Here is a 26,533-nt window from a genome sequence, read left to right on the forward strand (position 1 = left end):
TATTTCGATCTTCTTGTGAGGTTTTAATTCTAGGTCGCTGTGGCTTCGGCATCTGTTTGGGTCGTCCTTTGGGCTTAGATTTTAAGCCATCTATACCGTGTGCCTGATATTTGCGCAACCATGTAGAAAGAGTTCCAACTTCTTTTAATTTAAAAAATCTTAAAGCATCGATAAGTGACAAGCCATCATTCAATATTTTAAGAACAACTTTAAGTTTGAACTCTGTAGAGTAGGTTATGCGATGAGATTGAGGTTTCAAGCCGTCTTCGCCAAGAGTCTGGTATATAGCAACCCATTGTCGAATAGTAGCTCTGTCTAATTTATATTTATTAGCTGTTTTTCTAAACCCATCATCATTTTTATTTGATAAATAATTTTGAACAACTTCAAGTTTAAACTGTTGAGAATATTTAGCCATAGAAAAGCACCCTTCAAATTGGACTAAGAGTGTCCAACTTTCGGGGTGCAGATCAGCTCCGGCGTGTTTTTTTTGGCTTGATAGAAGGTTCAACGATCTTCGAACGAGTCGATTACCTCACCCTATCTTTATAAGTTAATGAAATTCCCGATCTGGTCGATTGGCTTCAACTTCTTCAATCACTTCATCTTCTAATTTTAATTTCACAATACCCTGCGAGTTGGTCAGCTTTTGCTGGGTCTGAATCCGTTTAATCATTTTTTCCAGCACACCAATCAGTTCCGGATATTCAAAGTTTTGCACTTCATCCAGATTTAGTAACAGATGGAAACCTTTGTATTCATAGTCAAACCAGCGCTGATAATCGGATTTTCTGGCTGCATATTTTTCCATCACCTGCCAGGTTTTCACCGGACCCTGAATACCTTTCAGGAAAATTGGCGCTTTCGGCGCACACAGATAATCATTTTTCACCAGTTGATAGGTATCATCTGACAGCAGGATTTCATCAACTTCGGCTGCGCTTTGCAAACGCGCTGCCAGATTGGCATCGCGGCCGACAATGGTATAGGCCATCCGATGCGCCGCACCATAGTTACCCACGTGGCAATAACCGGTACTGATGCCCATGCGGATATGTAGCGGCGGATAACCCATTTTAATCCAGCGTTCACGCAGCAGTTTCATTTGCTGGCGCATGGCAATAGCCATTTCAACGCAGGTCTTGGCATCATTTTCTACACCCTGACTGCTTGGATCACCAAAGAAAATTAGGATAGCATCGCCCATAAACTTATCGACCGTGGCTTCATACTGCTTGGCAATTTCAGTCATATGACTCAAATAATCATTCAGCAGGTAGGCTAAATCGTCTGGAATCAGGGTTTCAGACAGTTCGGTAAAGCCCTGAATATCGGAAAAGAAGATGGTGAGTTTTTTACGTTTATATTCAATTTTGGCTTCTGACTCGCCTTTCATGATCGAGTGCCAGAGCTGAAGCGGCGCATAACGGCTCAACTGGTTGGCAAACTCCATATAGCGGTTCATTTGCTGATAATAATGTTCACGCTTATGGTTAGAGGCACGAATCCGGCGGGTCTGATAAACACTACCCATCCCGAAATACACGATCATGCACAGGAAGGCCAGAATGGTCAGCTCATTGGTGGTGTATTCAAAATATTCACCAAAGCCAAATACGAAAATATTGCACAGATAGAATACCGACGCTGCAAATAAAGCCGCCAGCGACACCAAAAAGAACGACACTTTGACGTTAATGGCGGTATACAGCAAGGCAAAAATAGCCGCAAAGGTCAGGACCAGATTTAAATGCACAGCCGACAGACAGATGGCCACAATCATAATATCTATAATAAATAAGATATTTCTTTTAATCTGATAGTTATATTTAGATTGTAGCCAGCGCGACAGTTTCGGGGTAATAAACAGCAAAAATGCCAATAAAACCGGAATATAAATTTGGTACTGGGTGTCTGGATAGGTGTAATGATAGACAATCAGGATCAGCGATAAACTGGCATAGCCCATAACCCGATGCAGGTAATCAAATTGTGTAGGATCTCGATCCATCCAATAACCTAGTGACACCGTACTCTACTCTCCTTAGCGGATCTGGTCACACCATACATCCCTGCATGATGCAAACACGAATATCAGTCCATTCGCCAGTCAAATGGCATATCGCCCTGACCGCGCAATGCCAACATTAGCGTTTGGCGCATATGGTTCAGCACTTCACTGTTATACGGTACTGCTGGTGTTCCCCAGACCGGTTTTGGCCATGCCACATCATTTTGATAACGCACCACATGATGGAAATGTAATTGTGGCACCATGTTACCCAGTGCAGCGACATTCATTTTATCGGCACGGAATACACGTGACAGTTGGCTAGATAACCAGCTCGATTCACGCAGGAACTGTTCCTGGTCGGCCTGGCTTAATTCATAGAGTTCGGTAATGCCCGGCACACGTGGAATAAGAATGAGCCAAGGAAATTGCATATCATTCATTAAACGACATGTTGACAGGGGAAAGTCGCCTACAAAAAAAGTATCTTGAGCAAGTTGTGGATGCAAACTAAACATATCTTTATAAATGACGCAAATTAGAATGATGGCTAATACTATCACATCCCAAAGGACGTGAATATTCTATAACGGCCGTTTCACCACAAATAACACACTATTTGCAGCCAGCCAGAGCAATCCCCTATCTTCAATAAATTTCCTTAAATAATCAAGACTTCTTTGCGCAGTCAGCGATTAAATAAACAGCAGGAATTGCATCAGGACTGAGCGCTGACTCAGGCTGGCAGCTCACGCAGCAGTTGCTCCAGCAAATCGGAAATAAACTGAATCCGTTTTTGATGTTCATCCAGCAATACCATCACTTTTAAACGCTGTCCGCCATCCATCCGGAAATAGGTCGGATGTTTTTGCATCATCTGGATAATACTAATGGCCTGCACCGGGGTATCTGGTGAAAACTCGATATTGCCGCCATTAGCACCCACATCAATTTTGGTAATACCAAGCTGCTCGGCTTTCAGACGCAGCTGATGCACGGCAAATAGCTGTTTTACCGGTTGTGGTGGAATACCAAAACGGTCAATCAGTTCCATACGGATGTTGTCGAGTTTTTCCTGTGTATCGGTATTGCTGATACGTTTATAGAATAATAAACGCTGATGCACATCGCCCAGATACTCATCCGGAATCAAGGCTGGCATGTGCAGGTTGATTTCCGCTGTTAACGACAACGGCGCATCGAAATTTGGGGTTTTGCCTTTTTGAATGGCTTTGGTGGCTTTTTCCAGCATTTCCATATACAGGCTATAACCAATGGCCTGCATCGAACCGCTTTGCTGTTCCCCGAGAAGTTCACCGGCACCACGAATTTCCAGATCTTCGGTGGCCAGCATAAAACCGGCACCCAAGGTCGATGCACGCTGAATCGCATCCAGACGTTTTTCAGCATCACCTTTTAAGCCTTTAATCGACGGCACCAGCAAATAGGCATAAGCCTGATGGTGCGAACGTCCGACCCGGCCGCGTAGCTGGTGTAATTGCGCCAGGCCGAGCTTGTCGGCGCGTTCAATTAAAATGGTATTGGCATTCGGGACATCAATCCCGGTTTCAATAATGGTGGAACAGACCAGCACATTATATTCTTTATGATAGAACTGCTGCATCACCTGCTCCAGTTCACGCTCACGCATCTGGCCATGTGCGACTGCTACCCGTGCTTCCGGCACCAGCTGGCGGATATTTTCTGCTGCACGTTCAATGGTATCGACTTCATTATGCAGGAAATAGACCTGACCGCCACGCAGCAATTCACGCAGAATCGCTTCTTTGACTGAATCACCAGTCTGTTCCTGCACAAAGGTTTTCACGGCTAAACGACGCGCAGGTGGTGTGGCAATGATGGATAAATCTCGCATACCACTAAAGGCCATATTCAGGGTACGTGGAATAGGGGTTGCCGTTAAGGTCAGCATATCCACATCGGCGCGCAAGGCTTTAATCCGCTCTTTATCGCGCACACCAAAACGGTGTTCTTCATCGACAATCATCAGGCCCAGCTGTTTGAACTGGACATTTTCCTGCAAAATTTTATGCGTACCAATCACAATATCGACTTTGCCTTCGGCCAAATCTTCAATAATTTTAGTATGGGTTTTGGATGAACCAAAACGCGACAGGACTTCAATACGCACCGGCCAGTCGGCAAAACGGTCTTTAAAGGATTCATAATGCTGCTGTGCCAGCAAGGTGGTCGGTACCAAGACCGCTACCTGTTTATTATTTTGCACCGCGACAAAGGCGGCACGCATGGCCACTTCGGTTTTACCAAAGCCAACATCCCCACAGACCAGACGGTCCATCGGTTTTGCCTGCTGCATATCATATAAGGTTGCTTCAATGGCATTGGCCTGATCCAGGGTTTCTTCATAAGCAAACCCGGACGCAAACTGCATATACAGTTTTTCATCCAGCTCAAAGGCATAGCCCGGCTTGGACTGACGGCGTGCCTGTATATGCAGCAATTCGGCTGCAACATCGTGAATCTGCTCTAAAGCCTTGCGCTTGGCCTTGTTCCAGGCATCAGTGCCGAGTTTATGTAGTGGTGCCAAATCCGGATCGCCACCACTATAGCGGCTAATTAAATGCAAATTAGTCACCGGCACATAGACTTTAGCGCCATCGGCATAATCGAGCTGCAAGAATTCATGATCCTGCTGATCAATTTCCAGCGTCACCAGTCCGGCATAACGCCCCACACCGTGATCAATATGTACCACCGGTGCACCAATACTCAGCTCGGTCAGACTGCGAATTAAAAACTCTTCCGAGACTTCCTGCTGACGTTTACGCCGACGCTGAACCACACGATGTTCATAAAGCTGATTTTCCGAAATGACCGAAAGCTGGCCCTGAATTACCAGACCACGATCTAAAGGAGCGTTGGTAATGGCAACGGCATATAAAGATTTCTGGAATTCAGCAAAGTTCTCAACGGTTGGGATTTCTCCCAGACTGGAACGCAGCGCATCTTTTAAGGTTTCACGGCGACCGGCACTTTCTGCGACCAGCAACACCGGATGATTGGCCGCGTTAATATACTCTTTGACCAGACTGAACGGTTTTTCCCGTTTCGGATCGACCGGCAGTTTAGGTGGTGCTTCAGTGGCCAGATTTACCACACCGGCTTTTTCAGCAAAATGATCTGCCGAGGCGATGATGCGGCCAAACTGGTTTAACTGTCCCAGCACCTGCTGAGGTGATAAAAACAGTTGCTCGGGCGGTAAAATAGGCTGGTCAATATTATGCCGGCGATCTTCATAACGGCGGTTTACGTCTTGCCAGAAGCTGTTTAAACCTTCTTCCAGTCCCTTATCTGTAATGACAATGCCATTCTCAGGTAAGTGCGCCATTAAGGTACTTTCGGCAGCCATTGCCTGAGCGCTAAAGAATAATGGAAAATAGAACTCTATCCCTGGCGAGGCAATGCCATCGAGCACATCCTGATACACCGGGCTTTTCTTTGGATTTGCACTTGGGAATAATTCTGCATAACGATCGCGGAACAGCGAACGGCCTTCTTTTAAAGGAAACTCTTTGGCGGGTAGTACTGAAAATTGCTGAATGGTTTGGGTGGTCCGCTGGGTTTCCGGATCAAAAAACTTCAGGCTTTCAATTTCATCATCAAACAGGTCAATCCGGATTGGTGCTTCTTGCCCTGAAGCAAAAATATCCATAATACTGCCGCGCACCGCAAATTCACCATGGTCATAGACTGTATCGACCAGATGATAACCAGCCTGAATCAGGCGTTTCTTTTGCTGTTCCAGTTCAAACTTCTGGCCAACCTGAATATCAAAATGCTCACCTAAGACCCAAGAGGTTGGCGCCACACGCTGCGCCAGGGTTGCAGCCGACACCAGCAGTACGCCCTGCTGTGGCATATTCGATAAAATCGCCAGACGCTCAGAGACAATATCCTGATGCGGCGATAAACGGTCATAAGGTAAAATTTCCCAATCCGGGAAAATGGTCGGTTGAATACCATAAAACTCAAATTCGCTTTCCAACTGCCCCAAATGCTGGCTGTTACGCGCCACCACAATCAATAACTGTTTATGCAGGGTGCTCAGCTGCTTGATCAGCAAGGCCGCGGATGAGCCCTGCAAATTGCCCACCCAGCGTTTTTCGCCCGTTTTTAATTGTTTCAGATTGAGTTGGGAGCTTTCGTGTTGGAACATGTATATAGCTTTTAGGTCTAATCAACATGCGGCTTATACTAACACGAGCATTTCCATCCATTACGTTAATTTTTCTTAATCTTTATCTGAAAAATGAGACTGCATCTAGCTGAAAAGATGGATTGAAGCTTACTTTTTCTCACGCAAGAACTGACGATAATAATCATTCAGGCGTTTCACGATACTTTTAAACTGCAACAGGTTTTCTTCTGTGTTGCCCAAACGCGTCACAAAGCTTTGCGTGGCAATTTCCAGATCAATTTTTTCATTGATCAGCATGGCGGTAAAATACAGTTCTTTCAGGTCATCAAAACGGTTCATACGCCGATTAGACAAATACTCCAGCCGCTCCGATAAAGCATCATTCAGCACAATACCATCGACGATATAGCCGTGTTGCGGATCAAACTGAATCTGATGTTCAGCCAGAAATTCTGCTTCTGGAGAGGGCTTGCTTTTAAACAGTTGCGCCACTTTATTGAACATATGGTTATATCCTGAAATTCGCTGTGCCTAGTGTATCTGCTTTAGCATGGAGATCCAGCGTTTGAACGCGGATATCTTCATAAAAACAAAAAAGCATCCGAAGATGCTTTTAACTTGAGAGTTTTAACCATACTGGCGCTGTAAATAATGCACAATATCATCCGATTCAAACATATGAGCGCCGGTATTCGGATCAACCAGATAAGGCACCTGAATATTCTCTCCCATCAGTGCCAAGACTTTCTCACGTTTACCGCCCTTTAAAGGTACATATTTACCTGGCTTTAAACGTAATTTGGCCAGCCCCTGATCCTGCCAGCGCTCTTTGGCCACATTATGGAAAATAAAAGGCAATTCCAGCTCGGTTAAGGTACTGCGCACAATGCGCGTATACGGACTGGCTTCAAAACCCCACAGCTCCAGCAGTTGCTCTGGCGCCGCACGGTTTTTAATCTTTTTCTTGACCCAGACCCCACGTGCGCCATTGAGCAACGTACCAACAAAGGCCACAAATGGAATTTTTGGATAATGTGCATAGCGCCGCGGGGTTTTCCCGCTTTTGCCATAGTGTTTAAACAGATGATGAATAATCTGCTGCGATTCGTAGAGATGATCTCCAGTATTTTCATCTACCAGAAATGGAAATTGCAGTTTACCGCCCAATTCCTTGACCTGCGGACGGTATTTTTTACCGCCTTTAGGACAGGGATAGACTTCATAATCCAGATTCAGCAAGGTCATGACTTCGCGTACACGTCGACAAAATGGTGAACCTTCAAACTCATACAACTTGAGCGGCTGCTCTGGTTGCTTGGGAAATGCTGTGCCATTGCTTCCGCGCCCGCCTTCGGTCAAAGCAGAAGCCAATGCCTGTACCACTTTAATTTGATGATGCAACATCATGACCTTCCTGTTCTTGTTATGTTCTAGAAGATGAATGCCGAATCGGGTTGATTACAGCTCCACCAATGCTTCTTTGGACACCACAATACCATTATTATCGGCATAAATATAATCACCCGACTGAATATTCACGCCGCCAAAGCTGAGTGGAATATCGACCTCGCCCACGCCTTTACGGTTACTTTTTTGTGGAATTGCTGCCAGCGCATGTACGCCTAAATCCAGTTCAGCAATGGCATCGACATCACGTACACAACCGTAAATAATCACACCATTCCAGTTGTTTTTTACTGCAGATTCGGCAATCAGGTCACCCATAAGTGCACAGCGCATTGACGCACCACCATCCACCACCAGCACTTTGCCCCGGCCTTCAGTCGCCAGTAATTCTTTTACACGCGAATTATCTTCAAAGCATTTTACCGTCACCACCTGACCGCCAAAACTTTTACGCGCGCCATAGCTTTTGAAAAATTTGCCATCCATTGATGGGGTGACCACTTGCAGCTGTTTATCCGGGTTATCATCCAGCAAATCACAAGTAACGAAAGCGACTGTAGACACGTGTGTTTCCCTCATTTTGTATGTTGTATGCGTAAATTATCATAAATTTCAAACTTTTCAGTTTGAGTTAAGGCAGCCTCGACCATAGTATGAGCCACCTGCCCGGCTGTCACTGGCCGATGTTTAAAATTTTTAGGCAAAAAAGATGAACAGCGCTGAAACAGCTGCTGTGACAGATCTTCCAGAAAACGTGCATCCTGACGCTCGCCTAGCAATAACGATGGGCGCAGCAGTGAAACTTTGCTTAAAGATAAGTTCTGAATGTACTGTTCCAGTTCACCTTTGACCCGATTATAAAAAAATGGCGATCTGGCATTGGCCCCCAAGGCACTGACCAGCAGATAATGGGCAGAGGTTTGCTGCAACAGCTCGGCAAAATGGGCATTGATAGTAAAGTCGGTCGCATAAAAGTTATCTTTTGAGCCGGCTTTTTTCAGGGTGGTACCCAAACAGCTAAAGCCATGACTATGCTCGCTGACATCCTGATCATTCAGCATCAGTAAATCTTCCAGCACCAATGGCTGTACTTTGGCCATCTGTTCAAAGGCTGCATCCGGACGACGCACCACCGCTGTAACCTGCTGACAGGCAGGATGATCATTTAAGGCAGAAACCAGTGCCCGACCGACCAAACCGGTCGATCCTATGACAATGGCTTTTTTTATGATTTGAGTCATTTTTTATCCAATATTCAGGCACTCACACTAATCTAACGTTTTCTTTCATTTTTTTCTGCATCTTAAATGTTGTCAAAGCTTGTCAAGACTTGACTTCGACGCATTGTTTAATCAAAATATGGCACTTGTTTACGGGCTGGTGAAATTCTGCTGATGTGGTTTTCAGTTGAATTGCGGCCCGCCCAGACCAATCTATTTCAAGGAGTGCACGAGTGGCAAACTCTGCTCAAGCTAAAAAACGTGCTCGTCAAAACGTTAAAGCACGTAAACATAACGCAAGCTTGCGTTCTATGGTTCGTACCTATCTTAAACGTACAGTAGCTGCTATCGCTGCTGGTGACTATGCTGTTGCTTCAGAAGCTTACAAAAAAGCTGTACCTGTAATCGACCGCATGGCTGATAAAGGCATCATCCATAAAAATAAAGCTGCTCGTCATAAGAGCCGCTTGAACGCGCAAGTTAAAGCATTAGCTTCTAACTAATCGCAAAGCAGAAAGAGCCCTGATTCAGGGCTTTTTTTGTATCTGTAGATTTTATTTTGGTCCGATCTTATCCTCAATACGTTTACGTCCCGATCGATTCCATCTCAATTCCACACTAAACCGTCTAAAAAACATCTAACCATCACACGACCTACCATCACTAGAAAATAAATCTGTCCCCCTATATTTTTGATTGCCACAACATCCCCCATAAAAAAACACCTCCTAAACTACTTAGAAGGTGTTTATATAATTCAGACTAGAATGTTGAATATGAATTGTTATTTCAGCATCAGTCTTAAGTTTTCTGGGGTTAAATAAGCCAGTTGCAGACTATTATTAGCGCTTAACTGGGTCCATTGCTGGTTAGCCCCACCGGTACAGCCATAGCGGATTAAACGGGCACGATTGTCTTTTAAATAGCCATGTTCCAGATCAAAACATTGAGCATCCTGGCGGATGGTTCCGGTTTCTGTATGCATTGTCCACACCTGACTGTCCTGTGTGGTGCTACAGCTGGCCAGTGTTACCACATTGCTGTTATTGCTTAAACACAAATCTATCTCGGCTTTACTATGAATCCGGCCCAAACCATCATAAATCCATTGCTCGGTGTCATCTCCGGTACAGGCGCTTGCACCACTGATATAGACATTTTTCTGACCTGTCGCCAGAGTTTCCACTTTCAAACAGTTATTTCTGTTTTTAAGTAGCGTTGCTTCAGCCAGAAGATCTTCATTGGCCAGTCCCAACTGCGTCACGAAGCCTTCCAGCGCTGTTTGCGCTTCAGGGTTTGCATGCTCCAGATCGGCACGGTAGACATTCATCCAGCGATTCAAACGGTAGATGTTCTGTTGCTGCTGTTCATAACGCTGCAACTGCTGCTGAGCTAGTGCACTCAATTCATGACGATTTTCTGCATAAGAATCATATAGTAATTGTGCAGCTGGCTTTAAAGCGATCACCGCCTGATTGGCCTGTGCTTCCAATTGCTGCTGGAATTCCGGCAATTCCACTTTTCTAAGCGCCGTATAACCATCCTCACGTCCAATTTTTACAGCAGCTGAAATGGCAGTGCCGTATTGAGGAATCGTAAGTGTCGATAATAATTTCTCGGCTTCATTGGCTTTTTTGCAGTACAAATTAACCTGTTGCGGCTGATCTGTAATGGCCAGGTTCACATGCAGCTTATTGGCATTACCACGCATACGATGAGGTGCCAAAGCCACGTTCTGGCTGCGATTGGTATATTGAACATCTAACCAGCAAGCCGCCTGCTCTGCGCCACGCTGTGCAGCCGGCAAATCATAGACATTGCCCCAGTTGCTGCGTGCTGCCGGATACAACACCCCTTGCTGGGTTTCCGGATCATAGCCGCCAATAATGGTAATCACCGGCACCCCAAATAAACGCGGTTTTAAATAATAGCCATCGGCGCTGTTATACCAGACCTCGCTTGAATTCGGCACTTTCGGATAGACCACTTCCATCTGGCGGCTGTCCGGATTCCAGCGTTTATAGCCGGATGGCGAGCTTTCATCCCACACATGACGATTGGTAAAATGCGGCTGGATACGCAAAAAGGTACTATAACCGGTGTAATGGGTATAACGTGAAATACTGCTATTGGTGGCACCGCCTGACATGGCATCCCAACCATACGGATACAGTTTCAGGAAATTTGGCACCCCGTTTTTGCCATCGCCCAGATTGGAGGATTGCCAAGCCAAATTACCGCGCATTTTGTTGCGATAGCCTATATAGCCCCAGCCACTATCGGCATGATGTGCCGACCAGAAATAATTGGTGGTGGTATCATCTACTTTAAAAGAGCCCGGATAATGGCCTAAACCATAATGATGGCCAATTTCATGGCTAAATTCGTTACCCACCGAGTTATACAGGGTCAACATGCCGTTACCGCCACTCAAGCCATGGGTCTGTTCACCATTGCTATATTTACCCCGCGCATGGTGAGTTACCACAGTTTGAGTCAGTTGAGGCTGTTGCTGACTGAGCATCGAAGCACTGGTCACCCCCCAGTTGGCCAAGTTAATTCCCACACTAAAGGTCGATTTCGCCGTGTTTTCGCGCATATCCCCCGAATAAACACCGCCTTCGCCTGCACTTTGACTGTCGTAGATGGTGCCGTTGGCCACCATCACCCGATCCAGCTGAATATCATCATATTTAGCCACCGTCATGTGCGCTGCCGGAATGGTCTGGAAATAGTCTGAGCCTGACTTTTCCGGTTCAAGCAGCATGGCATGCCCTGTTGAATGTGGGGGCGCAGTGAGCAGTCCAATCCGAATATTATTTAGTACCAGTTCACCAGGCGCAGCAAAATCAATCTGCTCTGCCAGTAAATCACCACTGCGGTTTTTGCTGTCAATGATCCGTAATTTTAAGCCCGGACGTACTTCATCCCAGTTTAAGCGCGCTGACCAGGCCCGTTTACTGTAGCGCACTTCTGCACGGCCATCACGATTGCTCTGGTCCGAGGCCGGAATTTGAGTCGGATCAGCCAGGTTGATACGGCGTAACAGCCGTTCATTCTGATACACCTCAACCTGCAGTGCATTAATCTGATCCATCTCCTGCATCGGTGTGATTAATAACAATGCCTCCCGTTCTGCGGTTAAACGTGGCATTTTTTTCTCTTCGTTACCATTCGGGTCAACCACATGGCCTTGGGCAAACTGCACCATCGCCTGCAAAGAACCTGTTAAATCATTACGCACTTCACGTGATTCAGACTGGGCATTAAAATCATAAAAACCCAAAACAGATGGACTTACCACATCTTGCGTTGGCTCAGGATAATGACTTCCATGCAGCGGAGCATCTGGTGCTGTCCCATTGTTCGGCTGTTGACTTTCTCCATCACTACCACCACCGTCACATGCCGTCAGCATAAACGACAATATACTTACACTCAACAAACTAAGCGGAAACTTGATCACACTTTTCACTATTTACTTTACCCCAATGTCAATTTATGACTAAAAATAAAAAAAATAAACACATATTTTTCAATAACTTAATTAAATATATTAAAGTAGTTTAGAGTCCAAAGCAATGTGTTGTACTTTATTGAGCAGATACAGAGAAAGCTAATTTTTATTTTTTAAATGATGAACAAAAATGCAGCAGAAAATAAAATTTTGATTTAGGCGTTTTTTAGACAGACAAGACTCTTGCACCCCCAATAGAAATAGGCGTAGCACATAGTCATTTTAGGTGAATTTTTTTGAGTGTGAGCAAGATATATTAAAGCCAGCCATAGCTCACCTTCACAAACCATCCCCAGCGCAAATTTATATTAAACTTTTTGATGAAACTGCGAGATATCCAAGGTATGTACTTTGCCGCGCCAGATCCATTTCAACTGTGATTCCAGAAAATTTTCACCTTCAAACCAGACAAACAGCCCTTCCATCATTTGTGGCCAGTCTTCCTGTGACACCTCATTACGCCCTGAAATTACCGCAATAATCGCAGCCAGAATGGTGTCATGACTGACCGCCAGACTTAGGCCGCCCGGACTGTTAGGATGAGTGTTATAAATCAGTTCCAGCACATCCACCACGCCATGAATCGGATGTTTCATGCCCGGCAAGGCATTATTGACAAAGCTGTTAATAAAGCCCAACGCACCCTGCTGGCGAAAATACGGACCAGCCTGCTTGATGTCCAGCACAAAACTGCCTGGCTCGACCAGCAAGCCCTGCTCGACAATTTCAATATGATGGGTATTTGGCGCAATATGTACCGAATCTGCGCCTTCAATCATTAAGGCGGCAGTATCGACACAGCGCTGGATTGGACTAGAGATACAATGCTGAATGGCGCGTCCGCTATGGTCAATAAGATAAGCCCCCCATTTTTGCGCCAGTTCACGCCCCGGACCGGTTAACTGCAAATCATAGCCCGCCAGCCCCTGTCCAGCCACATTTTCACGAATGGAATGCCGGGTAAACAAGGTCACGGGAGTATGCACATCGGGCAATAAATCAATTGCCTTTAACATACTCGGTGGAAGCAGCTCTAACGCCATGGATCAAGCCAAATACAAAGGTGTTAAGCCCACTATAGCATGTTGGCAAATTAGCTCAATGTTCATTCGCCATAAGTGCTAGAGCACGCAAGGCAATCTCTTTCATTTCGGCATTTTTATAGGCAATAAAATTGCCATTTAACAGCGTATCACGATGGTTATATAAAAATGGCCGTCCCTGAAAATCAATCAGGCCACCGCCAATCCGTTCAATCAGGCATTGGCCAGCACTAGTGTCCCATTCACTGGTTGGGTGAAAACGCGGATATAAATCCACTTTATCTTCCAGCATCATGCAGAACTTATAAGCACTGCCAGCACGAAAAACCGTATAGTCCTGTTCAATCGTAGCGAGCGCCTGTAGATACTGCTCATAGACCGGTTTATTTTGGCTACTTTGACTTAAACCGACTTGAATCTGCGGACCACTGTCTACATATAGATAGGCGTACCATTGCTGTTGCTGGATATTAAACCGTAGCGGCAGGCCCTGTTTGGGGCAGATATACACCGTTTGCTCGCCCGGAATCGCCAGAATGGCAAAGGTGGTATGAATGCCTTCGACCAGACTCAGGTTAATAGTAAATTCCGGACGTTGATGTAAAAACTCTTTGGTGCCATCGAGTGGATCGAGCAGCCAGAATGTGTTCCACTGCGCCCGATCATAAACTGCGCCTTCTTCTGACAGTAGCGGCACATCTGGAAACTGCTGGGCCAGCTGTTCTGTAATGAAGGCATTCACCCGAAAATCGGCCTGGGTTACGGGCGATTCATCGCTTTTGTGTTCAATATCAAAATCGGCACCGGAACAATAACGCTGATATTCTTCTCGCAAGATTTCACATGCCTGTGTCACAATGGGCATCAGCTGCAAAATCAGTGGATCTTGTGGTGCTGTGGTTTTTTTAAACATAGATAGCCTTATATGTCGAATTATTCTGATCAACCCACCATCATCTTTGACATGGATGGTACGCTGCTTGACCTTGCCTATGATGATTTCATCTGGAATGAGCTGTTACCGGTCCGCTATGCCGAGCTGCATCAATGCAGTCTGGCCGAAAGCCGGGATACCCTGTTCCAGTTTTATCAGGAACACAACCATACCCTCAACTGGTATTCATCGCGCTTCTGGACCAGTAAAGTCGGAGTCGATGTACTGGCCATGCAGATTGAGCACAAACATAAGGTGGCCTTAAGACCGGGCTGTATCGAGCTGCTCGATTATCTAAAAGCCAATGGCTATCCAATCTGGCTGGCCACCAATGCCGACTGCGCCGGACTGGCGTTTAAACTTGAGCAGACTGGTCTAGCTAACTATTTTGATGTCATGATCAGCAGTGAAAGCGTTGGACATGCCAAAGAATTTGTCGAGTTCTGGCAACACCTGGCACAGCAGCATCCTTTTGATCCTGCCCGTTGTTACTTTATTGATGATACCGAAAAAGTACTCAATGGTGCAGCAAAATTCGGTATTCAACAGCTGCTGACCATTCAGCAGCCTTCATCAGGCAAAGCAGCCCGTGTAGACAGCCGTTATCCGATGCTGCATGCGCTGACCGACCTGATTCCCCTATTGCAACACGCTGAGGAAAACAAAATATATGCCTAAATCTGCTCAACACGAAGCTGTAGAAAGCATGCGTATTGACAAGTGGCTCTGGGCGGCCCGCTTTTTTAAAACCCGTTCAATTGCCAAAGCGGCCATTGAAGGCGGCAAGGTGCATCATAATGGTGAGCGCGTCAAAGTTTCCAAGGAAATCCGGGTTGGTATGGAGCTGACCATACAACAGGGCTTTGACCGCAAAACGGTCAAAGTACTGTCTTTATCGGCAGTCCGTGGTCCGGCACCGGTGGCCCAGCAACTTTATGAAGAAACTGAGGTCAGTATTGCTCGTCGGGAATTGATTGCATCACAAAGAAAGTTGCATAATCTAGCACGGCCTGATCATCGTCCAAGTAAAAAAGACCGACGACAAATCAGTAAATTTAAACAAGAAAATGATCAGTCCTATGACCAGTCCTGGTCATATCATGATGATTAATTTTGAGCGTCAGAATGTGTCGCAAGGCCACTGATTTTCATAGAAGAGAAACATAAATTCTGTCACTATACTCGGGTGGAAAGAGTTTGAAGTACATACATCCACTTGAGTATATAGTTTGGTGACATCGTATTGAGGTTGTAAGATGGATGAGAATAAAAGCAAGGCGCTAAATGCTGCCCTAAGCCAGATTGAAAAACAGTTTGGTAAAAACACAGTAATGCGTCTTGGTGACAATACCGTACAGGCTGTAGAAGCAGTATCTACCGGCTCATTAACGCTGGACATCGCGCTCGGTATTGGCGGTTTACCAAAAGGCCGTATTATTGAAATTTATGGCCCTGAATCTTCAGGTAAAACCACAATGACCCTGCAAGCCATTGCGGAATGTCAAAAAGCCGGCGGCACCTGTGCCTTTATTGATGCCGAACATGCTCTTGATCCTCAATATGCACGCAAACTGGGTGTAGATATTGACAACCTGCTGGTTTCACAACCGGACAACGGTGAACAGGCGCTAGAAATTGCAGACATGCTGGTACGTTCAGGCGCAATTGACCTGATCGTTGTCGACTCTGTTGCAGCCCTGACCCCACGTGCCGAAATTGAAGGCGAAATGGGTGATTCACATATGGGCTTGCAGGCTCGTCTGATGAGCCAGGCGCTACGTAAAATTACCGGTAATGCCAAACGTTCTAACTGTATGGTGATCTTCATTAACCAGATCCGTATGAAGATTGGTGTGATGTTTGGTAGCCCGGAAACCACCACTGGTGGTAACGCACTGAAATTCTATGCCTCAGTACGTTTAGATATTCGCCGTGTTGGTCAGGTTAAAGAAGGTGACGAAATTGTCGGCTCTGAAACCAAAGTGAAAGTGGTGAAAAACAAGATGGCACCTCCGTTCCGTGAAGCGCTGTTCCAGATTCTGTACGGCAAAGGTGTGAACCACCTAGGTGAACTGGTCGACCTGGCTGTACAGCAAGAGATTGTACAAAAAGCCGGTGCCTGGTATTCATATCAAGGTGAAAAGATTGGCCAAGGTAAAAACAATACCATTCGCCATCTGGAAGAACATCCTGAACTGGCACAGACCATTGAAAAACTCATTCGTGAACAGCTGTTAACCACAGGCAACGTGGTTGAAGAAAAAGACGAAGAAGAACCTGACTTTTCATTAGATCTGTAAGACTCAACTGTTGAGACTTTAGACATTACACAATACGCCCTACGGGGCGTTTTGTTATTATGCTGATGGCCCTTTTCTGCGAGATGCTTATGTCAGATGCGAAATTCACTAAACTGTTGGACTATGAAACCTTAAAGCAGCAATTTGGCGATGCAGAAGATCAGCCAGCACCATCTGTATCTGCAACTGCCCCGCCTGAATTTGATCCTGAAGAACGTTTATTCGATCATAATAACAGTCAGGAACACAAACCCGGTTTAAGCGGTTCACGTTTGCGCTCTTATGCCTTTGCAGTCCTGACCCGTAAAGAATATTCCAAAGCTGAACTGATTGAGAAACTGGCGCTGTATGCAGAAAACCGTGAAGAAGTGGTCGTCTTGGTCGATGAACTGTCACGCGAGAATTACCAGAGTGACCAGCGTGTGGCCGAAACCCTGCTGTCCAGCCAAAAGCGCAAAGGCAAAGGCCCCAATCAGATTAAAATGAAGCTGAAAAGCAAAAAAATTGATACCGCTTTAATTTCAGAAGAACTGAAAGAAACCGACTGGGTGCAGCAAGCCTACGAATTAAAAGTTAAAAAGTTTGGTCCTGAAGTCACGAAAGACCCAAAACTGAAAGCCAGACAGATCCGCTTTTTAATGTATCGTGGTTTTGAAATGGATGCGATTATGAAGGCGATTAACCGTAAAGCAGAAGATTAAAAAGTGAATTGATAGATATAGATAAGCAGCTGACAAGGATGAAACATCAAAAAATATAGGAAAGACTATCAGAGTTAAATCGAAAGGAAATTAAAAAGAAATATGCTAAGAATTATAAAAATGGTGGCAACCCTACCAGCAAAGCTTCGGCACATCCCACGTCTGCTACCGTTGCTACCTTCCGGTCCTGGCGGGGTTCACAGGGTGAAATTGCGAAGTAACCGGCAGGGCTACCATTGCAGAAACAGAGTATAGACAATTTTATTGAACTTGCAAGTCCTGATTGCGCTTTTATATAAATCAGCCATCTATTTGATTATTAAAAAAACAGTTTGTATTTAATTGGTTATTTTGCAACAGAATTCCGGGAATTTTGACTGACGCCTAATTCATGACAACTTTGTAAAAGCTTATTGCAATTCGGGTTCGGGCCGTTTTTAATGTGCACATGATGATGATTTGGAATGAGCCCTTTCCTGCCCGCTCATTCCCAGTAAAGATAAAAGATGGATATGAAAATGATGCTAAAAAAGCATACACTCTGTGCACTCACCCTGCTCTGCTCTGCGCCAGCACTGGCCAATATTCCCATTGAATCACGCGGCTTAAGTCAGAACAGCGGCAGCGCCAGCACCCCGGCGGCCATTGGCGCCTCCAATAGCGGCGCTCCGGTCACCACCAACCTGAACTGGCAATTGATGCAAAAAAACCAGCAGCTTGAAAATGATATTCGCACCCTGCGTGGCAAAATGGAAGAACAGGAAAACGAGATTGCCCAGCTCAAGCATGAACTGACCAACCGTTATACCGATTTAGACCAGCGTCTTGAACTGCTCAATCAGAAAATTGATCCGGAAGCAGCACCTGCTGTAGAGGAGGATAATCAACAGGATAGTTCTCCCAGTACAGCCAGCAGCAGCCAACCCACCAGTAACCCCGTAAATAATACCGCTGCCCCAGCACCAGCAGCGACCACCGTGGTTAGCACACAAAGCTCGACGGAAGAACTGGAAAAAGCCGCCTATACCATCGCTTTGGATGCCTATAAACAAGGCGGGGCCAAAAAAGCCATTGCCCCGATGCAGAACTTTATTAAAAACCATCCGAATAGCGTGTATATCAGCAATGCCTATTTCTGGCTGGCCGAGTTTAATCTGGCAATTGAACCAACCAATTACAGCGAAGCCAAAAAGAATTTTGAAATTGTTGCCAGCAAATATCCAAATTCGTCTAAAGCCTCCAATGCGGTGTATCGCCTGTATAGCATTGCCAAAAATGTCGACAAGAATGATGCACTGGCCGCGCAGTATCGTAGCACCCTGCTGACCAAATACCCATCTTCCCAGGAAGCAGGCTTTGTGAAAAGCTCATAACCAAAAAGCCTCAGATGAGGCTTTTTTATAACAGCAGGATCGTGTTTAACGATGGGTATGTACCGACATGACAATGCCCATCCCGGCCAGCAAACTGACCACAGCCGTACCGCCATAGCTCATTAACGGTAATGGATCGCCGGTTACCGGTAAAATCCCGCTGACCATGCCGGAATTTAGAAACACAAAGAAGAAGAAGGTCAAGCCAACTGCGCCGGCATATAGGCGGCCGAAATTATGAAAACAGCTCAAGCTGATAATCAGGCAGCGGATAATAATTGCAGCAAACAGTGCAAACAGTAAAAACACCCCAAAGAAGCCAAATTCTTCAGCATAGGTCGACATAATAAAGTCGGTATGATGCTCCGGCAAATAACCCAAATGCGACTGGGTCCCTTCCAGATAACCCTTACCAGTCAGGCCACCCGAACCAATGGCGATTTTAGATTGAATAATATTCCAGCCTGCGCCGAGTGCATCAGATTCCGGATCAAATAGGGTTAAAATCCGTTTCTTTTGATATTCCTGTAATAAAAACATCCAGGCCAGCGGTGCAACAATGGCCATCGCCGCAAATGCCCCGCCAATTAAACGCCAGGACATACCGCTCAGAAATAATACAAAAATGCCTGGAATAATCAGGCCAATGTTCAAGTCCGGCTGTAGTGCCACCAGCACAAAAGGAATCCCGAGCAGTACCAGCGCACCGACGATTTGCAGAAATTTGGGTGGAAACGGTTTACGGGCAAAATACCAGGCCATCATCAGTGGCATGGTAAATTTCATGAATTCACTGGGCTGCATACTGCCAATACCGGGCAGACTGATCCAGCGTTTGGCACCCATACGGGTTTCACCAATCAGCAGCACCAGTACCAGCATGAGCACGGCCAGGGCATAAAAATAGGGACTGGCGGCCTGATAGACCTTGGGCGGAATCTGCGCACAGATAAACATGGCAATAAAGCCGATACCAAAGCTGATGCCCTGACGCATCACCATCCCCATATCCTGTGCGGTGGCACTATACACCACCATCAGCCCTAAAATTGCATTCAGGATTAGAAAGCATAATAGCCAGGGATCGAGGTGTAGTTTGGTCCAGCGAGAGGTATCGCTTTTAATGCTTCTTCCATCACGTAAAGAGTGACGTAAAAAACGATACTGCTGAGAAGGTATCATTGCGCCCCATTCAATCCAGATAACAAATCATCGGCAATTATAGGATGAACCATGCGCAGAGTGAATCGGAAATACACACCCGACTCATGATTTCAGCAAAGATTTTTTATGCAGTGCTTCCGGCGTGCTGGGCTTGCAGAATTAAACGTGCCAGCTCCAGATCATCGGGATAGGTAATTTTAATATTGTCCGAGCGGCCTTGTACCACCTGTACCGGATAGCCACCATGCTCCAGCGCACAGGCTTCATCGGTAATATTCACCTCTTGCGCCAATGCCTGTTCAATCGCGCGTTTTAGCTCACCTAAGCGCGCCATTTGCGGGGTTTGCGCCTGCCACAGCTGGGCACGGTCTACTGTGGTCTGAATCTGCTGCTGCGTCTCTACGCGCTTGAGGGTGTCACGGACCGGAATGGCCAGAATGGCACTCTGGTTGCTGTGTACCGCCTGATTCACCAGCGCATATAAGTTTTCAACCGCCACACAGGGACGCGCGGCATCATGCACCAGCACCCAGTCTTCATCCGATGCCATAGCAGATAAATACTGCAAGGCATTCAGTACCGAGTTGACCCGCTCTGCGCCACCCAGACAAAAATGAGCTTTATCCTGATGTGCAAACGGCAAACGCTGGGCCACATCATCCTGCACACCAATGGCCAGCACATAACCTGCCAGCGGCAACTGATTTAAACGCGCTACCGTATGCTCCAGCACCGTGTGGTCCTGGATCATCTGATATTGCTTGAGTTCGGATTTGGAAAAGCGACTGCCCGAGCCTGCTGCCGGAATAACGGCCCAAAGTTTATGGTGTAGGGGTTGTTGCAGCTGGCTGTGGTGCTTCATTGGTACGTAAATCTACCTGGGCATTCGGATTGATATAAATCGGCTTATATTGGGTACTGATGGTACTCATCTGTACAAAAGTTTCATGTGGTTTAATTAAGCCCAGATCAAGACGGGCATGTTCTTCGATGGCTTCTACACCATTTTTTAAATCATAAACTTCCGCGGCCAAAACCCGGTTACGTTCTTTTAATTCATTATTGAGTTCGGTTTGTTGTTGTATTTTCTGGGTCAGTTCCTGATGTTCACGATAACCACCTTCACCAAACCAGTATAAATATTGAAACCCTGCGATCAGAACGATCGCAAGGCCCAACAGTACTTTACTCGATTTCGAGTCGAATACACTTAACATTGACATCTGTCGCTTAGTTTAAACCTTTAAACTCAGCTTTACCGCGATATGCAGCATTCGTCAATTCTTCAATACGAAGTAATTGGTTATATTTCGCTACACGGTCAGAACGGCATAGAGAACCAGTTTTGATTTGACCTGCTGCTGTACCTACTGCAAGATCAGCAATGGTCGAATCTTCAGTTTCACCTGAACGGTGAGAAATAACCGTTGAGTAACCATTGGCTTTTGCAAGGTAGATGGCATCTAAAGTTTCAGTCAAGGTACCGATCTGGTTGTATTTAATCAGAATCGAGTTACCCACTTTTTCGTTGATACCGCGTTGCAGGATTTTCGGGTTAGTCACGAACAGGTCATCACCGACCAACTGGATCTTGTCGCCAAGAATTGACGTCAGGTAAGACCAGCCTTCCCAGTCAGATTCATCTAAACCATCTTCAATTGAGATAATTGGGTATTGGTTTACCAGGCCAGCTAAATAGTCAGCAAACTGGTTGCTGGTGAATGCTTTGTTGCCTTCGCCTTCCAGTACGTATTGACCATTCTTGTAGAATTCAGAAGATGCACAGTCAAGCGCAAGCATCATGTCAGAACCTGCTTTGTAGCCAGTCTGTTCAATTGCTTCAAGAATTACGGTAATTGCTTCTTCGTTTGAACGTAAGTTCGGCGCGAAACCACCTTCATCACCTACAGCTGTGTTCAAACCTTTTTTCTTTAATACTGATTTTAACGCGTGGAATACTTCAGCGCCTGAACGTAATGCTTCAGCGAATGAAGTGAAGCCCACTGGCTCAATCATGAACTCTTGGATGTCAACAGTGTTGTCTGCGTGCGCACCACCGTTCAGGATGTTCATCATTGGCACAGGCATAGTCAAAATGGTTTGACCACGTAAATCTGCGATGTATTGGAAAAGAGGAATTTTCTTTTCATCAGCAGCAGCGCGTGCAGCAGCCAACGATACGGCTAGCGTTGCGTTTGCACCTAATTTTTCTTTGTTTTCAGTACCGTCTAAAGCAATCATCGTATTGTCGATGTCTTTTTGCTCAAATACTGATTTACCCACCAGCGCATCACGGATTAGCGTGTTAACGTTGTTTACGGCAGTTTTCACACCTTTACCTAAGTAACGTGCTTTATCGCCATCACGAAGTTCTAAAGCTTCACGAGAACCAGTTGAAGCACCAGATGGTGCACATGCACGGCCAACTACGCCAGATGCTAAGATTACGTCTGCTTCGATGGTTGGGTTACCACGAGAGTCCAAAATTTCACGTGCACGAATGTCAACGATTTGGCTCATGAACAATTCCTCAGTTGATTGAATAATAGATGCTGTTGCGGGCATCAATGAGTATCTAACTTTTTGAATCCTTTAACTAAAGTATCCAATTCTTTTAATTGCGCCAAGAATGGCTCTAATTGTGACAGGCGCAGCGCACACGGGCCATCACATTTGGCCACATCCGGATCTGGATGCGCTTCTAGGAATAAACCTGCAAGCCCGGTCGCCATACCGGCACGCGCCAGTGTGGTGATTTGCGCACGACGACCACCTGCTGAATCGGCACGGCCACCCGGCGTTTGCAGTGCATGGGTCACATCGAAGAAGACCGGTACATTCATCTCTTTCATGATGTCAAAGCCCAGCATATCGACCACCAGATTGTTGTAACCAAAGGCTGAGCCCCGTTCACAAAGAATCAGTTTGTCATTACCGGCTTCCAGACATTTATGTAGAATATGACGCATTTCATGCGGCGCAAGGAATTGGGCTTTTTTAATGTTGATGATGGCCTGTGTTTTGGCCATAGCTTCAACTAAATCGGTCTGACGGCTTAAAAAGGCAGGAAGCTGAATAATGTCAGCAACTTCAGCCACCGGCGCAGCCTGATACGGCTCATGCACGTCGGTGATAATCGGAACATTGAAGTGTTTTTTGATGTCTGCCAGCCACTCAATCCCTTTTTCCAGGCCTGGGCCACGGAACGAGTTCAGGCTTGAACGGTTGGCTTTATCAAAGCTGGCCTTAAAAACGTAAGGAATATTCAAACGTGTGCAGATATCAATATAGGTTTCTGCAATTTCAAAGGCCAAATCTTTGGACTCAAGTACGTTCATGCCGCCGAATAGTACAAATGGCAAGTGGTTTGCCATTTGTATATCGCCTAAACGTACAACTTCTTGTGCTTTTAATTGTGACATTTAAACTTCCTGGTTTATTCCTTTTACCGCTTAGTGCTTGTTTTGGTACTGCTTTTTGGCAGCATCAATAAAGCTTGCAAACAGCGGATGTCCATCACGTGGCGAGCTGGTAAATTCTGGGTGGAATTGTACCGCAATAAACCAAGGATGTTGAGGGATTTCAACTGTTTCCACCAAGTGCTGTACTGGTGAATAACCTGAGATTTTCATGCCTTTTTCTTCAAGAACAGGAATATAACGGTTATTCATTTCATAGCGGTGGCGGTGACGTTCAATAATTTCTGCTGAACCGTACACTTCACAGGTTTTGGTACCTTCAACCAGTTCTGATTTTTGTGCACCTAAACGCATGGTACCGCCGAGGTCAGAATCAACTGAACGCTGCTGTACTTCACCACGCTCATCTAACCATTCGGTAATCAGACCAATTAATGGAGATTTGGTTGAACGGTTAAATTCAGTTGAAGTCGCATCTGCAATACCGGCAACATTACGTGCGTATTCGATCACGGCAAGCTGCATACCTAAACAGATGCCCAGGAATGGAACACCGTTTTCACGTGCATAGCGGATTGCCGCCATTTTGCCTTCAGTACCGCGCTCACCAAAGCCGCCAGGGACCAGAATTGCGTCAGCATCTTTCAGTACGGCTGCAACGTCCTGGCTTTCCAGGTCTTCTGCATTGACATAGTCAATTTGTACTTTGACACGGTTTTGAATACCGGCATGCAATAATGCTTCGTTCACCGATTTATAGGCATCTGGCAGTTCAACGTATTTACCAACCATCGCTACACGTACGGTGTATTCCGGATTCAGTAAGGCTTCAACCACGTTATCCCAGTCAGACAGGTCTGCTTCTGGCACATCAAAACCAAAACGTTCACAGATCAAATCATCAACATCCTGCTCATAGAAGGTACGTGGAATTTGATAAATGGTTTTGGCATCTTTACATACCACCACTGCACGCGCTTCAACGTTGGTGAACAGTGCAATTTTGCGGGTAGTATCTGCGTCTACATCGTGCTCAGTACGGCAGATCAGGATATCTGGCTGAATACCGATTGACAGTAATTCTTTAACCGAGTGCTGGGTTGGCTTGGTTTTTAACTCTGCTGCCGACTTGATGTATGGCAACAGGGTTAAATGCATCAGCATGGTACGTTTATGACCGAGCTCAACCATGAGCTGACGGACCGATTCCATGAATGGGAGAGATTCAATGTCACCGACCGTGCCGCCAATCTCAACGATGGCAACGTCATAACCTTCACCTGCGCGAAGGACACGCTCTTTAATATTATCTGTGATGTGTGGAATCACCTGAACGGTACCGCCCAGATAATCACCACGACGCTCTTTATTTAAGACGTCTTGGTACACGCGACCTGATGTGAAGTTGTTTAACTTCGTCATCTTCGCACGACGCAAGAAACGTTCGTAATAACCCAAGTCTAAGTCAGTTTCAGCACCATCCTCTGTGACAAAAACTTCACCATGTTGGAAAGGACTCATCGTCCCTGGATCGACATTGATGTATGGATCCATTTTGACCATGGTTACTTTCAAACCACGGGCTTCTAAAAGTGCAGCAACTGAAGCAGCTGAAATACCTTTACCTAGTGATGAAACAACACCACCAGTCACGAAAATAAAATGGGTCATTGGGTTTCTCGTACAATCGAGCCTAAACTGGCCTGCAATGTTGCGCAATTTTACTTTACTCTGCACCTATAAAGCAAAGTCATTCCGCATCAATTCATAGAACAATAAACAATTGGCTATTCTATCAGCATTTCCGATAAAAAATTAGATTTTATTCATAGGATTTTCATCTGATTTTTTGCTGTTATAATACGCGCATCTCGTTGAACCCTCCTTTTTTAGATTATGAACAAAAAATTTTTGATTTGTGGTGCAATTGCAACCAGTTTATTCCTGAGTGCCTGTGTTAAAAAAGAAGCACCTCAGGAAGAAGAACAGGTTGAAGTTGAGGTTCAGCAAACTGAGCAGATCACTGAGCCAGCCCAGTTCGAGCCACTTGAAGCAGAAACGCCAGAAGTGTCTGAAACTGAAGCGCCAGTGGAATACGAAGTTGAACGTACTGAAACTGAAAACACCACAACCGAAATTCGTCGTGAAGTGACGCCACGTGAACCTGCGCCAGCCCCTCAGCCAGCTCAGGCCGCTCCTGCTGAAGACAAACCTGTAGAAGCCCGTCCAGCCAACCCGGACCCGGACAGCCAGTCACAAGATGACGCCGTTGCCGCAGCCATTGCAGCAGCGACACCAGCTTTAGAAAACTAATCATCGCTATATTAGATGATTAAAAAAACCCGATTGATATCGGGTTTTTTTATTGCCGGCTTATAAATAAGCTTTTAATTTTTCTACAAGAAAGTCAATAAATAAGCGAATACGTTTTGGCACATAATTCTGTTGATAGTAGACCGCATGTATTTTCTGCTCTTTGATCTGAATTTGATCTTCCAACAAAGCAATAAACCGCCCATCTTGAATATCTTGCTCGACCATAAAACGTGACAAACACGCAATCCCTGCCCCTTGCAATGCCAACTGACGAACCGTTTCTCCATTTGAACATTTAATTTTGGCCTGAATAATTAAAGGCTCATCCTCCAACTGAATAGGCCACGTATTTAAATGTGCAGGCTGACTAAAACCAAGCAAAGTATGTGAGCTTAATTCTGCTGCATTTTTAGGTAGACCATGTTTTTGCGCATAAACAGGACTAGCCACAATATATAACCGACTTTTACAAAGCAGCTTGGCATGTAAGCTGGAATCCGCTAACTCACCAAACCGAATCGCGACATCGGTTTTATGTTCAAGTAAGTCTATAACCTGATCGTGATTGGTAATTTCTATATCAATTTTTGGATAGCGCTGCATAAACTCTTCAATCAGCGGCACTATCACATGCAGCACAAAAGGCGTTGCTGAATCAATCCGAATTAAACCAGACGCCTCAGCATCATTATTTTGCAGGCTTTCTTCAGCTTCGGTCAGATCAAGTAAAATTTTACGTGCCTTTGTCAAAAACTGCTGCCCTTCATAGGTCAACTTGAGCTTCCGTGTCGTTCGCTCTAGCAAAGTCACATTCAACTTTGACTCTAGACGTTGCAAGGCTCGGCTGACACCCGATGTGGTTTGATCCAATTGCTGCGCAGCTTTGACGATAGAGCCACTATCAACAATGCTCACAAAAGCCGTTAATTCTTCTATGGTTGATTTCAT

The 26,533-nt window shown here is 45.6% G+C and carries 25 protein-coding genes and 1 other RNA gene; 7 read left to right on the top strand and 19 right to left on the bottom strand.

Annotated elements, in window-relative coordinates; genetic code table 11:
• The 8 genes from FTU50_RS05305 to FTU50_RS05340 form a co-directional block, all read right to left on the bottom strand.
• A partial coding sequence (locus FTU50_RS05305) for a helix-turn-helix domain-containing protein (RefSeq protein ID WP_180069555.1) occupies window positions 1-418 on the bottom strand: 418 nt, incomplete at its 3' end.
• A 135-nt stretch (window positions 419-553) separates the two neighbouring features.
• On the bottom strand, window positions 554-2,011 hold the full coding sequence (locus FTU50_RS05310) for an adenylate/guanylate cyclase domain-containing protein (RefSeq protein WP_171526586.1): 1,458 nt from the start codon (window positions 2,009-2,011) through the stop codon (window positions 554-556).
• 83 nt (window positions 2,012-2,094) lie between these two features.
• Window positions 2,095-2,529 (bottom strand): HIT domain-containing protein, encoded by a 435-nt coding sequence (locus FTU50_RS05315; protein WP_180069557.1) that lies wholly within the window; start codon window positions 2,527-2,529, stop codon window positions 2,095-2,097.
• 218 nt (window positions 2,530-2,747) lie between these two features.
• On the bottom strand, window positions 2,748-6,209 hold the full coding sequence (gene mfd / locus FTU50_RS05320) for a transcription-repair coupling factor (protein ID WP_168405010.1): 3,462 nt from the start codon (window positions 6,207-6,209) through the stop codon (window positions 2,748-2,750).
• A 129-nt stretch (window positions 6,210-6,338) separates the two neighbouring features.
• Window positions 6,339-6,695: a hypothetical protein gene (locus FTU50_RS05325; protein ID WP_005178476.1), complete on the bottom strand. Its 357-nt coding sequence runs from the start codon at window positions 6,693-6,695 to the stop codon at window positions 6,339-6,341.
• Between the two features lie 123 nt (window positions 6,696-6,818).
• Complete coding sequence (locus FTU50_RS05330) at window positions 6,819-7,595, bottom strand: glutathione S-transferase N-terminal domain-containing protein (protein ID WP_168398035.1); 777 nt, start codon at window positions 7,593-7,595, stop codon at window positions 6,819-6,821.
• A gap of 54 nt (window positions 7,596-7,649) precedes the next feature.
• The gene (gene rraA / locus FTU50_RS05335) at window positions 7,650-8,162 is read right to left on the bottom strand and encodes a ribonuclease E activity regulator RraA (RefSeq protein ID WP_104471102.1); all 513 of its coding nucleotides are present in this window, start codon (window positions 8,160-8,162) and stop codon (window positions 7,650-7,652) included.
• A gap of 11 nt (window positions 8,163-8,173) precedes the next feature.
• Window positions 8,174-8,839 (bottom strand): NAD(P)H-binding protein, encoded by a 666-nt coding sequence (locus FTU50_RS05340; RefSeq protein WP_075167976.1) that lies wholly within the window; start codon window positions 8,837-8,839, stop codon window positions 8,174-8,176.
• A gap of 212 nt (window positions 8,840-9,051) precedes the next feature.
• On the opposite strand from FTU50_RS05340, the gene rpsT reads away from it, so the two are divergent.
• Complete coding sequence (gene rpsT / locus FTU50_RS05345; RefSeq protein WP_005178484.1) at window positions 9,052-9,321, top strand: 30S ribosomal protein S20; 270 nt, start codon at window positions 9,052-9,054, stop codon at window positions 9,319-9,321.
• 281 nt (window positions 9,322-9,602) lie between these two features.
• On the opposite strand, the gene FTU50_RS05350 is transcribed toward rpsT, so the two are convergent.
• From FTU50_RS05350 to FTU50_RS05360, 3 genes are all read right to left on the bottom strand, one after another.
• Complete coding sequence (locus FTU50_RS05350) at window positions 9,603-12,281, bottom strand: M66 family metalloprotease (RefSeq protein ID WP_373685470.1); 2,679 nt, start codon at window positions 12,279-12,281, stop codon at window positions 9,603-9,605.
• Between the two features lie 362 nt (window positions 12,282-12,643).
• Window positions 12,644-13,378, bottom strand: coding sequence for a histidine phosphatase family protein (locus tag FTU50_RS05355; protein WP_005178488.1), 735 nt, complete (start codon window positions 13,376-13,378; stop codon window positions 12,644-12,646).
• 55 nt (window positions 13,379-13,433) lie between these two features.
• Entirely contained in the window at window positions 13,434-14,291 is an 858-nt protein-coding gene (locus FTU50_RS05360) for a 3'(2'),5'-bisphosphate nucleotidase CysQ (RefSeq protein WP_045795417.1), read from the bottom strand.
• A gap of 12 nt (window positions 14,292-14,303) precedes the next feature.
• On the opposite strand from FTU50_RS05360, the gene FTU50_RS05365 reads away from it, so the two are divergent.
• From FTU50_RS05365 to FTU50_RS05380, 4 genes are all read left to right on the top strand, one after another.
• Window positions 14,304-14,990 (top strand): HAD-IA family hydrolase, encoded by a 687-nt coding sequence (locus FTU50_RS05365; protein WP_075167978.1) that lies wholly within the window; start codon window positions 14,304-14,306, stop codon window positions 14,988-14,990.
• The gene (locus tag FTU50_RS05370; protein WP_016659022.1) at window positions 14,983-15,423 is read left to right on the top strand and encodes an RNA-binding S4 domain-containing protein; all 441 of its coding nucleotides are present in this window, start codon (window positions 14,983-14,985) and stop codon (window positions 15,421-15,423) included. Before FTU50_RS05365 ends, FTU50_RS05370 begins: the two co-directional genes overlap by 8 nt.
• 145 nt (window positions 15,424-15,568) lie before the next feature.
• A complete protein-coding gene (recA, locus tag FTU50_RS05375; protein ID WP_005178495.1) occupies window positions 15,569-16,612 on the top strand; it encodes a recombinase RecA in 1,044 nt (347 codons plus the stop codon).
• Between the two features lie 89 nt (window positions 16,613-16,701).
• Entirely contained in the window at window positions 16,702-17,313 is a 612-nt protein-coding gene (locus tag FTU50_RS05380) for a regulatory protein RecX (RefSeq protein ID WP_075174543.1), read from the top strand.
• 130 nt (window positions 17,314-17,443) lie between these two features.
• Here FTU50_RS05380 and ffs read toward each other — a convergent pair.
• Window positions 17,444-17,540, bottom strand: an RNA gene (gene ffs, locus FTU50_RS05385) — signal recognition particle sRNA small type.
• Between the two features lie 291 nt (window positions 17,541-17,831).
• On the opposite strand from ffs, the gene FTU50_RS05390 reads away from it, so the two are divergent.
• Complete coding sequence (locus tag FTU50_RS05390) at window positions 17,832-18,686, top strand: YbgF trimerization domain-containing protein (RefSeq protein ID WP_016659024.1); 855 nt, start codon at window positions 17,832-17,834, stop codon at window positions 18,684-18,686.
• A gap of 45 nt (window positions 18,687-18,731) precedes the next feature.
• Here FTU50_RS05390 and rodA read toward each other — a convergent pair whose 3' ends face one another.
• The 6 genes from rodA to FTU50_RS05420 all read right to left on the bottom strand — a co-directional run bounded on the left by rodA (window position 18,732) and on the right by FTU50_RS05420 (window position 24,940).
• Window positions 18,732-19,868, bottom strand: a complete 1,137-nt coding sequence (gene rodA, locus FTU50_RS05395; RefSeq protein WP_005178500.1) for a rod shape-determining protein RodA — start codon at window positions 19,866-19,868, stop codon at window positions 18,732-18,734.
• A gap of 106 nt (window positions 19,869-19,974) precedes the next feature.
• Window positions 19,975-20,712 (bottom strand): 2-C-methyl-D-erythritol 4-phosphate cytidylyltransferase, encoded by a 738-nt coding sequence (gene ispD, locus FTU50_RS05400; RefSeq protein ID WP_180069563.1) that lies wholly within the window; start codon window positions 20,710-20,712, stop codon window positions 19,975-19,977.
• Window positions 20,672-21,073, bottom strand: a complete 402-nt coding sequence (locus FTU50_RS05405) for a septum formation initiator family protein (protein ID WP_075167982.1) — start codon at window positions 21,071-21,073, stop codon at window positions 20,672-20,674. Before FTU50_RS05405 ends, ispD begins: the two co-directional genes overlap by 41 nt.
• Window positions 21,074-21,080: 7 nt before the next feature.
• Window positions 21,081-22,370 (bottom strand): phosphopyruvate hydratase, encoded by a 1,290-nt coding sequence (eno, locus tag FTU50_RS05410; protein WP_016659026.1) that lies wholly within the window; start codon window positions 22,368-22,370, stop codon window positions 21,081-21,083.
• A gap of 44 nt (window positions 22,371-22,414) precedes the next feature.
• The gene (gene kdsA, locus FTU50_RS05415; protein ID WP_005178509.1) at window positions 22,415-23,272 is read right to left on the bottom strand and encodes a 3-deoxy-8-phosphooctulonate synthase; all 858 of its coding nucleotides are present in this window, start codon (window positions 23,270-23,272) and stop codon (window positions 22,415-22,417) included.
• Window positions 23,273-23,302: 30 nt separating this feature from the next.
• A complete protein-coding gene (locus FTU50_RS05420; protein WP_005178510.1) occupies window positions 23,303-24,940 on the bottom strand; it encodes a CTP synthase in 1,638 nt (545 codons plus the stop codon).
• A 225-nt stretch (window positions 24,941-25,165) separates the two neighbouring features.
• Here FTU50_RS05420 and FTU50_RS05425 point away from each other — a divergent pair, with 225 nt between their 5' ends.
• Window positions 25,166-25,582: a hypothetical protein gene (locus FTU50_RS05425; protein ID WP_005178512.1), complete on the top strand. Its 417-nt coding sequence runs from the start codon at window positions 25,166-25,168 to the stop codon at window positions 25,580-25,582.
• A 60-nt stretch (window positions 25,583-25,642) separates the two neighbouring features.
• On the opposite strand, the gene FTU50_RS05430 is transcribed toward FTU50_RS05425, so the two are convergent.
• Window positions 25,643-26,533 carry a LysR family transcriptional regulator gene (locus FTU50_RS05430; RefSeq protein WP_104470497.1) on the bottom strand — a complete coding sequence of 297 codons (891 nt, stop codon included), beginning with the start codon at window positions 26,531-26,533 and terminating at the stop codon, window positions 25,643-25,645.

The organism is Acinetobacter sp. YH12112, assembly GCF_013418945.1.
In the GTDB taxonomy this organism is placed as follows: domain Bacteria; phylum Pseudomonadota; class Gammaproteobacteria; order Pseudomonadales; family Moraxellaceae; genus Acinetobacter; species Acinetobacter indicus.